The organism is Streptomyces sp. NPDC058401, from assembly GCF_042722885.1.
GTDB lineage: Bacteria > Actinomycetota > Actinomycetes > Streptomycetales > Streptomycetaceae > Streptomyces.
Window position 1 is genome coordinate 22,309 of record NZ_JBHXKA010000082.1, and the last position, 13,724, is coordinate 36,032.

The following is a 13,724-nucleotide window of genomic DNA, read 5'->3' on the forward strand; positions in this document are numbered from 1 at the left end:
GCACCTTCGTCACTTGAGGAGCTCGTCCATCGTGGACGCCGTGAAATCGGCGTGCAGCTGCTGCTCTTCCTTGCCGTGCGAGGCGAGCGAGTAGTTCAGGCCGTTGGAGATGTTCGCGCAGGCGGCGACGAGGGTCTTGAGCTGGCTCTCCCAGCGGGTGTTGACCTTGAGCAGGGCCGCACCGCTCGCGAAGCCCTCGCGCGTCAGCGCGCCGGCCGCCTCGGCGGTGGACGCGGCGGCGTGCCGGCCGTCGGTGGAGAGCCGGGTGTGAAGCTCGTAGGCCTCGGAGCCGACCTCGCCGATGCGGTCCTGATCGAGCTCCAGATCGGCACCACCGCCGCCGTCCGGGCCGGGCGCGGCCGGGACGCTGTTGAGCCGCGTGGAGACGTTGGCCGCGGCGGTGCTCCGGGCCGCGGACCATTCCTCGTCGAACGACATGCGGTGGCCTTCTCCTCCGGCTCTGGTGGAGTGTGCTTCTACGGCTCCGCTCCGCGCGAGTCAGCGGCTCCGACGCCGGACGACGACCGCGGTGACGGCCCCGCCGATGAGCAGACAGGCCCCGAGACCGAGCGCGAGCCCGAGGTAGGGGAGGTTGGCGCCGCCGACGCCGTCGTCCTTCTTCACACCGGCCTGGGGCGCGGGGGCCTCCGGGCTGGGCGAGGAGGGGGCCGAGGGAGCCTTCGTCCCCGTGCCGCCGCCGGCTGCCGCGAGGTCGGGGAGCGGGTAGACGTCGGCGGGGCCGGGGTCGCCGGGGGTTGCCACCGCGATCCGGGGCCGGACGATGCCGTACCCGACGAAGTCGCTACGCGCGGCGCCGTCGGTGGGCTTGCCCGCGGTGTTCATGAGCACCCGCAGCACCTGGTTGTTGGTCCAGTCGGGGTGGGCGGACCAGATCAGCGCAGCGGAGGCGGAGACGAGGGCGGTGGCATCACTCGTTCCGTGGCTGGTGCACAGCCCGGTCTTGCCTGCGCAGCCTGTAACGATATCCATCCCAGGTGCGGACAGATCCACCTGAGAACCGTGCTGTGACTCTGCAGTCACCTTGCCCTGACGATCAACCGCTCCGACACCAACCACTCCGGGTGTCGCCGCCGGGTACATCACCCGGTTGGCCCCATCCCCAGCATTCCCAACGCCCGCGAAGATCAACTTGCCTTTAGACAATGCGTACTTCACTGCATCAAGCCGCGCCGGGTCTTCAACTGATGTGGCCATCGAGATGTTGATGACCTTCGCATCCGAATCCGCGGCGTACCTAATTGCATCGGTCCAAAGAGGATCGGACTCACTCACACCCTGGGGCACACGGATTGGGAGAATCTTGACTCCTGGAGCAAGGCCGAACGCTCCGTCACCGCTGGGGTGTTCCCCAGTGCCAGCGATGAGTGCCGCCATGGTCGTTCCATGGCGGTCCGAGTCAGTTCGCTCGTCTCCGTCATACGTGGTGGCGTAGTCCTTTCCAGGAAGAACTTGTCCCTCCAACTCTGGAAGCTGGCCCACACCCGTATCGATGACGGCGACCGTGACACCCTTGCCCGTGCTGCTCTTCCAGATATCTTCGGCCTTCATGGAAGTGAGGTGCCATTGCTGGGACCGGATCGAGTCCGCATGAGCGGGGGTCGCAGCGACCCCGGCCAGTAGAAGACCGGCCAAGGCCGCAGTCGCCTTACGCATACGCATCCCGTGCAACGTCCGCTCCACTCAGTCGATCACCGGCGGAACGACACGATCATCGCCCTGCCACGTCTCTTCGTCCTCAGCAAGGTAGTCAGGGCGCTCACCCTGCCGACCCTCGCCCCGTCGACCCGGAGCGTGCGCACCAGCACCGCCATGCCCCATGGGACCCGCTGGGCCAGCGCCCGGTCCACCGCGAACCAGACCGGAACCGCCCTGCGTAAACGGCTGACCACCAGCGATGGAGCGACCACCCACACCCGACTGTCCCCCGCCGATGACGCCGCCCGGTTCGGTGGCGAGACGGCGACCGGCCATGGGGTTGCCGAGACCGCCGTGCGCTCCGCCACCGCCCATACCCATACCGCCGCCCATGCCCATGCCGCGACCGCCCGCCTGGGCGCCCTCGGTCCCGATGACCGTGCCACGGGGAATGCTCGCACCCGGCCCACCTGGCGTGACCGGGCGACCACCCGTGATACCGCTGTCGCGCGGAGGCAGCCCAGCAACACCACCCAGTCCGCCACCCTTCCCGCCAACCCCGCCGAGGCCGGGAATGGTCCCGCCGGGACCGAAACCGCCAGGGCCTACACCGCCGATCGGCTTCGAGACCCCACCACCCGGAGGCAGCGTCAGGGGCGGCACGAACCCGCCAGGGGTGACACCCGGACTACCACCGCCCGGTCCGACCGGACCCAAGCCTCCAGGTACTCCCGGGGCTGGTGGAAGGGTCGTACTCGGCGCCGGGCCCACCGTGTCGAGACCAGTGCCAATGTTGCGGTCCGGCGGCACCGGAGCGGGGACGGGCGGCGCTCCAATCGGCACAGTGGGCTCGTTTCCACCCGGCCCAGCCGTAGAACCCAAGTCGCGAGACGAACCACTTGGACCCGACGTCGCGGGTGCGTACGACGACCCACCCCCGCCAGTTGCGCCTTCTGCACTATCTCCAGACCGGGCTCGATCCACGTCCGTGGAGACGTCCTTAGGAACAAACGTCGCCGGAGGCGGTGGAAACGTCGGAACCTCCGCCATCTCCATCCCGGTCGCCGAAGCCTCGTACCCCTGCGCCAGCTTCGTCATCTGCTGGATCGCCTGCTGCCGGTCGCCGCTCAGCTTCGAGTGGGCCTGCTGGCCGATCTGCTGTGCATCGGGGTCGTTGTGGAACTCGCGGGCCGCGTCAAGGTTGGAGGCCGCCGTCGAGTCGTACTTCGGCATGTTGGCCTTGACCTCGATGACGACCTGGCTGGCCTGCGTCAGCTGCTTGCCGCCCTCGGCGCTGTACTCACTCAGGCGCAGCGTCGCATTGCCCGCGCGGCTGACCCAGTCCTGGAAGGCCGTGCCCGATTCGCCTTCCCAGCCGGTCACCCGGTGGTCCTTGAGGCTTTCGCCGATCTCCTTGATGGTCGCCGCGGCGTCCGTCAGCTGGTCGCCGCGCGCCTTGAGGGTCTCCGCATTGGCCGAGGCGAGCATGGCCAGCAGCTGCTGGTGGGTGTGGCTCTCGAAGTTCGTCGCCATCAGAAGCCCTCCCCTTGAGTTCCTGCCGACGCGCTTCCCTGCGAAGCCGAACTGTGCGGCGGCGGGGGTGCCAACGGGTCCCGTTCCGGGACGTAGTTCGCGTCGGCCTGCTTACTGATCGCCAGCATCCGCCGCTTCGTGTCCTCGTCCACGCCCCCGAAGCCCCGTCCCGCCGTCTGGATCGCGATGCCCAGCCCCTCGATCTGGTCAGCCAGCCCCTTGGACAGCGCAAGCAACTGCGTGTGCACGTTCGAGTAGGCCGTGAACAGCCGCTTGGCCTCGGCGAAGCCCTCGCCCAGGGAGTTTTCCGGGAGGGTGCCGTCCGCCAGTTTCTTGTCGCTCGCCGGGGAGCCGTCCAGCTTCTCCAGTAGGCCGTCGACCCGCTTCTTGTAGTCGGTCAGCGATTCGTATTCGACCTGGAGCGCGCCCAGTGCCGCCGGCGAGGCCACGCCCACGCCGAAGTCCAGCCCGAACACGCCCGGCCCATAGTCCACTGCCACGATGGCCTCCCCGACTCCCCGTCGTCCCCGTTCGCACCCGCTTCGCACGTGTTCGCACACGCACGTCGCCAGTGTCCACAAACACTCTATCGAGAGAGTCCGACAGGCCCAAGTTTCGGGTTGCAGGTGCAATCAGGGTCACAAGGTTACGAGTTGGGCGCCGCCACGGCCGCGGATGGCCGGATCGGGATCCTGTTGACCGGGCGGCCCGTGGCCGCGCGGACCGCCGAGGCCACCGCTGCCGGGGCCGTGACCACCGGGACGGCACTGGCGGGCTTGGCGCCGAAGGGGGCCACCACGTCGCGTTCCTCGACGAGTTTGACGATGCGGACCGTCGGGGCGTCCAGGGAGGTGGGCAGGGCGTAGCCCGTCAGGTCCGGGTGGCGGATCAGGCCCGAGGCGGTGCGGAGGTTTTCCGTCAGGGCCGCGCCCACGCCCTGGATGACGCCGGCTTCGATACGGGCTTCCAGCTGGCGGGGGTTGAGGACGCGGCCGACGTCCTGGGCGACCGCGAGTTCCACGACGCGCACCGAGCCGAGCTCGATGTCCACGTCGACCACCGCGCGGATCGCGCAGAAGGCGAGGCCCACGAAGGCGTCGCCCTGGCCGTCCCCGTCCAGCGGCTCCGTGGGGTGCGGGCGGCACTGGGCCGTGGCCCAGAGTTCCTTGCCCTCCATCGCCTCGGCGACGGTCGTGGAGAAGGCGCCGTCGTACGACGTGATCCGGCCATCCGCGATCTGGAGCAGTTCGGTGGACATGCCCAGTTTGTGCGCCATCGGCTGGAGGAGCTGGGTGCGGACCATCTTCGCGGCGCGTTCCACCGCGCCGCCCGAGACCCAGGTGTGGCGGCCGTGGGCGGAGGGGCCCGCCGGCGGCTGGTCGGTGTCGACCGGGGCCGTGACGACCTCGTCGACGCCCAGGGTCTCCTGGACGATCTGGCGGGCGAGCGTGGAGAAGCCCTGGCCGGTGTCGACGGCCGCGCAGATGACGGTCGCCGAGCCGCCGACGATCTTCACCGTGGCCGTGGACACCTCGTCGGTGCCCTCCGCGCCGAGCATGTGGACCATGCCGACCCCGTACCCGACCCCGCGCCGCACCGCGCCCGGCTCCCCCGCGCCTTCCAGGCCGCCGGGGAGCAGCCAGTCCTCCTCCGGGGTGTCCTTCGGGAGGGCGGGCAGCTCGTAGTCGCGGACCGCGCGCAGGAGTTCCGCCACGGGGGCGGGGCAGGTGACCGTCTGGCCGGTCGGGAGCAGGTCGCCGGTGGCCAGGACGTTGCGCAGGCGCAGTTCGGCGCCGTCGATGCCGAGGGCGGCCGCCAGCTTGTCCATCTGGCCCTCGTAGGCGGCGCAGACCTGGAGGGCGCCTTCGCCGCGGACGTGGCCCGACGGGGGGTTGTTCGTACGGACCGCCCAGCCTTCGACGAAGGCGTGCGGGACCACGTACGGGCCGCAGGCGAAGGCCACCGCGGCGGCCAGGGATTCCGAGGAGGCGTCGGCGTAGGCGCCCGCGTCCATCAGGATCTGGGCCTCGACCTTGACCAGCCGGCCGTCCGCGTCCGCGTGGTGGCGGTAGCGCAGCAGCGTCGGGTGGCGGTGCGGGTGGCCGAGGAAGGACTCCTCGCGGGTGGCGGCCAGCTTGACCGGGCAGCCGGTGCGCAGGGCGAGCAGGCCGAGCGGGAGCTGGAAGGCGGCGTCCTCGCGGTCGGCCGTCGCGCCGGGCACCCCGGTGACCACGACCCGTACGCGGTCCGGTTCCAGCCCGAAGCAGGCGGCGGCCAGGTCGCGGTCGGTGTGCGGGTCGGTGGAGGCGGTGTAGATCTCCACGCCTCCGTCGGGTCGCGGAACGGCCAGCCCGGCCTCGGCGCCGATGGGGGCGGGGTCCTGGCGGCCGATGCGGTAGAGGCCTTCGACGACGACGTCGCCGGTGGCTTCGGGGTCGCCGTAGCGCAGCGGGATGTGCCGGATCAGGTTGCCGTCGGGGTGCAGGTCGGGGGCGCCGAAGGCCTGTTCGGGGTCGGTGACCGGGTCGAGGAGCTCGTACTCGACGGCGATGGCGGCGGCGGCGAGGCGTGCGGTGTCCGGGTGGTCGGCGGCGACGGCGGCGATGGGCTCGCCGTGGTGGCGGACCACGTCGTGCGCGAAGACGGGCCGGTCGGCGATGCGGCGGCCGTGCGTGGTGGCGCCGGGGACGTCGGCGTGGGTGACGACGGCCCGCACGCCGGGCATTTCGGTGGCGGCGGAGGTGTCGACGGAGAGGATGCGGGCGTGGGCGTGCGGGGAGCGCAGCACGGCTGCCCAGAGGAGGCCCTCGGCCCACAGGTCGGCGGCGTAGGGGAAGGTGCCCTCGGTCTTGGCGCGGGTGTCGGCGGCCGGGACGGACGCGCCGATGCCGCGCGGGACCGCCGGCTCCGGGGGCTCCGCGCCCTCGGCGACCGGTGTGGTGACCCCTGCCGGGACCGTCGCCGCGTCGTGGGCGCTCACGCCGTGCCTCCGTCGTGGTGGCCCGGGTTCCCCTGCATGCCCTGCATCCCCTGGTTCCCCTGCATCCCGTGGTTCCCCTGATTGCCCTGCATCCCGTGGACGCCGCCCTCGCCCGGCGGGGCCTGGTGCGGGATCCGGGCTTCGGCCGAGGCCGCGGCGGCCGCTTCCGCCGCCGTGCCGCGCTCGGCGACGACCTCGCGCACGGCTTCGATGACGCCCGAGTACCCGGAGCAGCGGCAGAGGTTGCCGCACAGCGCCTGGCGGGTCTCCAGCTCGCTGGGGGCGTGGTTGCCTTCCAGCAGATCGTGGATGGTCATGGCCATGCCGGGCACGCAGAACCCGCACTGCACCGCACCCGACCTGCACAACGCCTCTTGCACGTCCGACAGTTCCCCGTCGGTGGCGAGACCTTCCACGGTCCGGACCTCGCTGCCGGCCGCGGTGGCGGCCGGGACGAGGCAGGAGGCGACGAGCCGGCCGTCGACCTGCACGGCGCAGGCGCCGCATTCGCCCTGCGAGCAGCCGTCCTTGGCGCCGGCCAGGCCGAGTCGCTCGCGCAGCACGTAGAGGAGGGACTCGCCGATCCAGGCGCCGGTGACGGGCCGGTCGGCCCCGTTGACGCGCAGGACGTAGGAGGCCGACGGGTGCTCGTGGTGCGCGACGGCAGCGGCGTCCGCTTCCCCGGCGTCGTCTTCTTCGTACGTCGCCCCCTCGCCCGGAATCCCTTCGGCCGTCTCCGCCGGAGCGGTCTCGACAGCCAGGTCGGCGTCGTCCGTACCCGGCGCGGGCGCGGCCCCGGCTCCGCCGTCGGCCGGCCCGGCTCCGCCGTCACCCTGCTCCGCCTGCGCGGCCCCGTCCCCGGCCCCGTCCTGGTCGGCCGCATCCTGCTCCGCGGCTCCGCCCGAGCCCGGCACACCCGCGCCGAACCCCGGCTCCGCCGCACCGACCCCGGCTTCGGTCCCAACCCCGGCCCCGGCTTCGCCGTCACCGCCGCCGTCACCGCCGGCTTCGCCCTCGGTCCCCGGATGCTGCCGCTCCCCCGAGTCGGCGGCCTGCGCCGGGCCGTGGGCGGCTTCGATGTCGTGCGGTGCCGGGTAGCCCGGCTCCCCGTCCAGCGGGGTGCCGACCCCCGGGCCGCCCAGCACGCGCGGTCCGCGTCCCAGGGCCGGTGCGGGTGCGGAGGCCCCGGGGAGCATCCCGGAGCCCAGCGGGTCGGGGCCCAGCGGGTCCGGACCCGGTCCGCCGGAACCGGGCTGCTGCGCCACGTACCCGCGCGCGCCCTCGAAGTCCGGATGGGTGGCCCACGGGGCCGCGGCCCCGCCGGGCAGGGTGGCGGGGGCCTGGCTCCAGTCGGCCGAGGCCGCGAGCTGCCCGAAGCTGCCCGTGTCGCCCGCGCCGCCCGGGGTCCACACGTCGCTCGCCGCCGCCTCGGGGAACCGCCACTCGGCGGTCGACCCCGCTTCGTGCACCCCGGCCCGGCGCCCCGCGAAGGGCTCCGCGACGGGCGGCTCGCCGAACGGCTCGGCGTAGGACTCCCCGTAGGGCTCCCCGTACTGCTCCCCGTACGTCTCCCCGAAGGGCTCCGCGACGGGCTCGGCCACCGGCTCCGCCGCCGGTTCCGCGAACGCCGCGGCCACCGAGGCGGGGATCGGCACCGACGCCGGGATCGGTGCCCGCGCCGGAGCCGCCGGAGCGCCCGCGTCCGCCGGGGTCGCCGCGCCCGCCTCCGGCCACTGCACCGGGATCGTCCAGGTGCCCGTGGCCGCGGGGTCCGTACTGCCCGTGCCCAGCGGCACGATCATCGGCGGCGGCACGTAGCCGTGCCCGGGGGCGGCGAGGGGCTCACCGGTGCCGAGCGCGTCCAGCATGTCCTGCGGGAGTTTCACGAAGGCCGTCGCGTCGGAGTCGTACTCGCCGCCGTGCGGCACCGGCTCCCAGCCCCAGTGGGGTCCGGCAGGTCCCGTCGGGCCCGCAGCACCCGTGTTCTCGTTCTCACTCATGAGCTCAGCGCCCTCCCCAGGGCCCTCCGTGCCAGTACGGCCACCGTCCGCCGCAAATGCAGTACTGCGGGAGCCACCGGCTCCCCCTGGTCGGGCACGCACGCCGCCGCGACGTACTCGCCGAAGGCCTCCAGCGCCTCGGGGGCCAGACTGCGGTCCCCGTCCCAGTCGATCAACGAAGCAACCCACTGCTCGGCTTCCAGTGGCCGCAGCGGCATCGGGGCGACCGCGCCGATCGCGCAGCGCACACCCCGGCGCGCGGGGTCCAGTACGAGCCCCACGGACGCCGTCGCGCGCCCCGGTCCCGTACGGCCCGTGGCCTTGAGGAACACCTGCGGGGCGTGCAGCAACGGCACGCGCACGAAGCCGATCAGCTCACCGGGGCGGAGCATCTCCCGGCCGGCGAGCAGGTGCGAGACCGGGATCTCGCGCCGGGATCCGCCGGGCCCGACGATGACGAGCACGGCCTCCAGCGCGGCCAGCACGGGCAGCGCGTCACCCGTCGGCGCGGCCGTGGCGATGTTGCCGCCGAGCGTGCCGGCGTTGCGGATCTGCGGCGGGCCCGCGGCGCGCGCCGCGGCGGCCAGGGCCGGGATCAGGGCGGCGAAGTCCGGCCGGCCCATGCGCGCGTGCGTGAGGCCGGCGCCGAGCAGCGCGTGGCCGTCCTGGTACTGCCAGCCGCGGATCTCGTTGATCCGGCCGAGGCCCACGAGGGCGGCGGGGCGCAGGAGTCCCGCGTTGACGGCGGCCATGAGGTCGGTGCCGCCCGCCACGGGGACGGCGGCGGGCATGGCCGCGAGCGCCGCCACGGCCTCGTCGAGCGAGGCCGGCAGCGTCACGGACTGCGCCGCGTTCCCCGCCCGCGGGTCGCTGCGGGGCCCCTGGGACGAGTCCCGTGCCTGCGGTGCGTGCGGTGCGTGCGTGGTCAACCCAGCTGCCCCTTCCCGATGTCCCGGTCCCGGCGCTCACGCCTGTCCGCCGTACGGTACGTCCTCACCGCCGGGACGTGGCAACTCTGGCACATCTTCCGGAGCACCGGACGCGAGGGTCCACCGGCCGCGCACCACCGGCGCACCACCCCCGCACGACCCCTGGCAAGACCCCCGGCAAGCCCCCATGCGCGGCACCCCCGCGGGGGCTCGTCACACGTTCGGGGGCGCTCCCTCGATCGGGCGTCCGAGGACTCCGGGCCGGCGCTGCCAGGGCAACGGGCCGCCGGGCGGCCGGTAGTCGACCCCGAGGGCGTCCAGGCGGCGGTAGTGCTCCGTCATCCGCGCCTCGAAGTCCGCGTGGTCCCGCTCCTCGGGCAGCGGCAGCCGGGACCACACCACCTCGGCGAAGGCGGCGAGGCGCGGGAACACCTGGTAGTCGACGCGGCTCTGGTCCTCCATCACCTCGGTCCACACGTTGGCCTGCGCGCCCAGTACGTGGGCGGCGGCCTCTTCGGACAACTTCGGCGGGACCGGCTCGAACCGGTACACATCCTCCAATGTCCGTACGTACCCGATGGGCATCGGCTCGTCCCCGCCGTCCGCCTGACGGTGGTCCAGGTACACCTGCTGCTCGGGGCACATCACCACGTCGTGGCCGGCCTCGGCGGCGGCGATGCCGCCCGCGTAGCCGCGCCAGGAGGACACGGCCGCTCCCGGGGCCAGTCCGCCCTCCAGGATCTCGTCCCAGCCGATGAGCCGGCGGCCGCGCTCCGCGAGCCAGCCGTCGAAGTGCCGGATGAACCAGGACTGCAGACCGTCCTCGCCGTCGACCCCCAGCTCCCGGATCCGCTCCTGCGCGGCCGCGGAGGCCTTCCACTGCGCCTTGGGGCACTCGTCGCCGCCGATGTGCACGAAGGGGGAGACCTCCGCCGGGAACACCTCCAGCAGTTCCTCGAAGACCCCCTCGTAGAACCGCAGGACGGCCTCGGTGGGCGCGAGCACGTTCTCGTTGACGCCCCAGTCGTCCCACACCTGGAGCGCCGCCGTGTCCACCACGTCGGTGTTCCCCAGCTCCGGGTACGCGGCGATCGCGGCCTGCGAGTGTCCCGGCACGTCGATCTCCGGCACCACCCGCACGTGCCGCTCCGCCGCGTACGCGACGATCTCGCGCAGGTCGTCCTGGGTGTAGAAGCCGCCGTGCGGGGTCTCGTTCCACAGCGGCGAGGCCCGGTGGCCCCACCGGCTGCGGGCCCGCCACGCGCCGACCTCGGTGAGCCGCGGGTAGCGCTTGACCTCCATCCGCCAGCCCTGGTCGTCCGTCAGGTGCAGGTGCAGCACGTTGAGCTTGTGGGCGGCGAGCAGGTCGATGTACCGCAGCACCGCGTCCTTGGGCAGGAAGTGCCGGGCCACGTCGAGCATCAGCCCGCGCCAGCCGAAGCGCGGCCCGTCCAGGAGGTCCCCGACCGGCAGCCGCCACACCGCGCCGGGCAGCGGCGCCCGCCGGAAGGCCGCCGGTCCGAGCAGCTGACGCAGCGTCTGGGCGGCATAGAAGAGGCCCGCCTCGTCTGCGCCCTCCAGGAGGACGGAGCCGGGGGTGGCGTGCAGCTCGTAGGACTCCGCCCCGGTCCCCCGCCCGATGTCGGGGCGCAGCGCGAGCCGGATGACCGGGCGTTCGCCGTACGCCTCCCCGCGGACCGGGGCCGGCAGCGCCCAGCCGGTGGCGGCGCCGAGTTCGCGGCGCAGCCAGCGGGCCGCGCCTGCGGTGCCGGGTCCGGCGTCGAGGAGCGGGTCGGTGAGCTCGACCGTGCCGCCGTCGGGCAGGAATCGCGCGTACCGGGGCTGCGGGATCAACTCGGGCATGGCCTCGACTCCTCCACCGTTGCATCAGGTGCAACGAACGTTTCACAGGGCGCTGATGCGGCGACCCTAACCCGGCCCCCGGGTACGGCAAAGGCCCCCGGGGGCACAGGTGCGCACCGGGGGCCTTCGTCCCGTTTCAGGAGGGCCGGACGACTACTTCCCGTCCTTGCCGCCCTTGTCCTTGTCCCCGCCGGGGCCCATGGACTCGTAGATCTCCTTGCACATGGGGCAGACCGGGTACTTCTTCGGGTCCCGGCCCGGCACCCAGACCTTGCCGCAGAGCGCGACGACGGGGGTGCCCCCGAGCGCGCTCTCCATGATCTTGTCCTTCTGGACGTAGTGGGCGAAGCGCTCGTGGTCGCCGTCGCCGTGGGACACCTGCGGCGTCGGCTCTACGAGGGTCCCCGTACCAGTCCCGCGATCGGGCTCAAGAGTGCTCATGACTGCCAGGGTACCGAGTCCCTCGCGCGCGAGGCATCGCGCGGCCACCACCCCGGCCCCGCCCCGGCCCCGGGCCGCCCCGGGCTCAGTTCAGCGACGGGTCGTCCGCGTACGTGGCCACCATGGCCAGCTCGCTGCGCTGGCGCCGCAGGACGGCGCGCCACAGCCGTTCGGGGTCCGGGAAGGAGACGTCGCCGGGCTCGGAGTCGACCACGTACCAGGCTCCGACGCCCAGTTCCTCCTCCAGCTGGCCCGGGCCCCAGCCCGAGTAGCCGGCGAAGATGCGCAGGCCCCCGAGGGCGGCGGCGAGGAGTTCGGGCGGGGCCTCCAGGTCCACCAGGCCGATCGCCCCGTGCACCCGGCGCCAGCCGAGCGGTCCCTCCTCGCCCGGGATGACGGCCAGTCCCAGTGCGGAGTCCAGCGCCACCGGGCCGCCCTGGAAGACCACTCCGGGGTCCTTGGCCAGCGGAGCCCAGGGCAGCAGGACGTCACCGACGCCCACCGGGGTGGGCCGGTTGAGGACAACGCCGAGCGAGCCCTGCTCGTCGTGGTCGAGCAGCAGCACCACCGCGCGGTCGAAATTCGGGTCCGCGAGGGCGGGGGTGGCCACGAGCAGCCGCCCTGTGAGGGAGGACACCTCGGTCATGGCGCCATGGTCTCGCACATTCGCCCGTGAGGGGGAGTGGGCGGCACATCCGGACCTTGCGCAGCTCAGGGCGCACCGCGGCAGGACGGGGCGCGCGGGGCCCGCGGCCGGACCCGGTGCGGAAGGAGACGCTCCGCCACCTGGCGCACACCCAGGGTGTTGTGCCGAATTCATGACAGTCCTACGGCCCCGTCACCCTTACGAACAGGGGGGTCATGCCCCTTACCCTTTTCATTGGCCCCCTGCCCACCCCTCTCCGGAACGCGAGATTCATGACCGGCATCAGTGACGATGTACTGCTTGTCCACGGCGGAACCCCGCTCGAGGGCGAGATCCGTGTCCGCGGCGCGAAGAACCTCGTACCCAAGGCGATGGTCGCCGCCCTGCTCGGCAGTGAGCCCAGCCGGCTGCGCAACGTTCCCGACATCCGGGACGTCAGGGTCGTGCGCGGGCTGCTCCAGCTGCACGGGGTGACCGTCCGCCCCGGTGACGAACCGGGCGAGCTGGTGCTCGACCCCTCGCACGTCGAGAGCGCGAACGTCGCCGACATCGACGCGCACGCGGGCTCCTCGCGCATCCCGATCCTGTTCTGCGGCCCGCTGCTGCACCGGCTCGGCCACGCCTTCATTCCCGGTCTCGGCGGCTGCGACATCGGCGGCCGGCCGATCGACTTCCACTTCGAGGTGCTCCGCCAGTTCGGCGCGACCATCGAGAAGCGCGAGGGCGGTCAGTACCTGGAGGCCCCGCAGCGACTGCGCGGCTGCAAGATCCGCCTGCCCTACCCGTCGGTCGGCTCGACCGAGCAGGTGCTGCTGACGGCCGTTCTGGCCGAGGGCGTCACCGAGCTCAGCAACGCCGCCGTCGAACCGGAGATCGAAGACCTCATCTGCGTCCTGCAGAAGATGGGCGCGATCATCTCCGTCGACACCGACCGGACCATCCGGATCACCGGCGTGGACCGCCTCGGCGGCTACAACCACAAGGCGCTCCCGGACCGGCTGGAGGCCGCCTCCTGGGCGTCCGCGGCGCTGGCGACCGGCGGCAACATCTACGTGCGCGGCGCGCAGCAGCGTTCGATGATGACCTTCCTGAACACCTTCCGCCGGGTCGGCGGGGCGTTCGAGATCGACGACGACGGCATCCGCTTCTGGCACCCGGGCGGCCCGCTCAACGCCATCGCGCTGGAGACGGACGTCCACCCCGGCTTCCAGACCGACTGGCAGCAGCCGCTGGTCGTGGCGCTGACCCAGGCCACCGGCCTCTCGATCGTCCACGAGACGGTCTACGAGTCCCGCCTGGGCTTCACCTCCGCGCTCAACCAGATGGGTGCGCACATCCAGCTCTACCGGGAGTGCCTGGGCGGCAGCGCCTGCCGCTTCGGCCAGCGCAACTTCCTGCACTCGGCCGTCGTCTCGGGGCCCACCAAGCTCCAGGGCGCCGACCTGGTCATCCCGGACCTGCGCGGCGGGTTCTCGTACCTCATCGCGGCGCTCGCCGCCGAGGGCACCTCGCGGGTGCACGGCATCGACCTGATCAACCGGGGCTACGAGAACTTCATGGAGAAGCTCGTGGAACTGGGCGCCAAGGTCGAGCTCCCGGGCGGGGACCTCGTCTAGATCCACCCGTAGATCCACCCAGACCGTCCCAGAACGCCCCCACAGGCCCCGTACAGGGCC

11 protein-coding genes are annotated in these 13,724 nt (G+C 72.8%); 1 reads left to right on the plus strand and 10 read right to left on the minus strand.

Features of this window, described 5'->3' with window-relative positions; translation table 11 throughout:
* Window positions 1-9 precede the first annotated feature (9 nt).
* The 10 genes from ACFWNV_RS26415 to ACFWNV_RS26460 form a co-directional block, all read right to left on the minus strand.
* Window positions 10-438 (minus strand): hypothetical protein, encoded by a 429-nt coding sequence (locus ACFWNV_RS26415; protein WP_383951805.1) that lies wholly within the window; start codon window positions 436-438, stop codon window positions 10-12.
* A gap of 60 nt (window positions 439-498) precedes the next feature.
* Window positions 499-1,680, minus strand: coding sequence for a type VII secretion-associated serine protease mycosin (mycP, locus tag ACFWNV_RS26420; RefSeq protein ID WP_383951808.1), 1,182 nt, complete (start codon window positions 1,678-1,680; stop codon window positions 499-501).
* A 21-nt stretch (window positions 1,681-1,701) separates the two neighbouring features.
* The gene (locus ACFWNV_RS26425; protein ID WP_383951811.1) at window positions 1,702-3,189 is read right to left on the minus strand and encodes a WXG100 family type VII secretion target; all 1,488 of its coding nucleotides are present in this window, start codon (window positions 3,187-3,189) and stop codon (window positions 1,702-1,704) included.
* A complete protein-coding gene (locus ACFWNV_RS26430; protein WP_383951814.1) occupies window positions 3,189-3,689 on the minus strand; it encodes a hypothetical protein in 501 nt (166 codons plus the stop codon). The genes ACFWNV_RS26425 and ACFWNV_RS26430 overlap by 1 nt, the downstream gene beginning before the upstream one ends.
* Window positions 3,690-3,835: 146 nt before the next feature.
* The gene (locus ACFWNV_RS26435) at window positions 3,836-6,076 is read right to left on the minus strand and encodes a xanthine dehydrogenase family protein molybdopterin-binding subunit (protein WP_383951826.1); all 2,241 of its coding nucleotides are present in this window, start codon (window positions 6,074-6,076) and stop codon (window positions 3,836-3,838) included.
* Between the two features lie 89 nt (window positions 6,077-6,165).
* Window positions 6,166-8,169 carry a (2Fe-2S)-binding protein gene (locus ACFWNV_RS26440; protein WP_383951816.1) on the minus strand — a complete coding sequence of 668 codons (2,004 nt, stop codon included), beginning with the start codon at window positions 8,167-8,169 and terminating at the stop codon, window positions 6,166-6,168.
* Window positions 8,166-9,098, minus strand: coding sequence for an FAD binding domain-containing protein (locus tag ACFWNV_RS26445; RefSeq protein WP_382976312.1), 933 nt, complete (start codon window positions 9,096-9,098; stop codon window positions 8,166-8,168). Before ACFWNV_RS26445 ends, ACFWNV_RS26440 begins: the two co-directional genes overlap by 4 nt.
* A gap of 213 nt (window positions 9,099-9,311) precedes the next feature.
* The gene (locus ACFWNV_RS26450) at window positions 9,312-10,961 is read right to left on the minus strand and encodes a beta-N-acetylhexosaminidase (RefSeq protein WP_383951818.1); all 1,650 of its coding nucleotides are present in this window, start codon (window positions 10,959-10,961) and stop codon (window positions 9,312-9,314) included.
* 153 nt (window positions 10,962-11,114) lie between these two features.
* Window positions 11,115-11,402 carry a DUF3039 domain-containing protein gene (locus ACFWNV_RS26455; protein WP_243337322.1) on the minus strand — a complete coding sequence of 96 codons (288 nt, stop codon included), beginning with the start codon at window positions 11,400-11,402 and terminating at the stop codon, window positions 11,115-11,117.
* An 85-nt stretch (window positions 11,403-11,487) separates the two neighbouring features.
* Complete coding sequence (locus ACFWNV_RS26460; protein WP_266908372.1) at window positions 11,488-12,048, minus strand: YqgE/AlgH family protein; 561 nt, start codon at window positions 12,046-12,048, stop codon at window positions 11,488-11,490.
* Window positions 12,049-12,320: 272 nt separating this feature from the next.
* On the opposite strand from ACFWNV_RS26460, the gene murA reads away from it, so the two are divergent.
* On the plus strand, window positions 12,321-13,664 hold the full coding sequence (gene murA, locus ACFWNV_RS26465) for a UDP-N-acetylglucosamine 1-carboxyvinyltransferase (RefSeq protein ID WP_383951820.1): 1,344 nt from the start codon (window positions 12,321-12,323) through the stop codon (window positions 13,662-13,664).
* Window positions 13,665-13,724 lie beyond the last annotated feature (60 nt).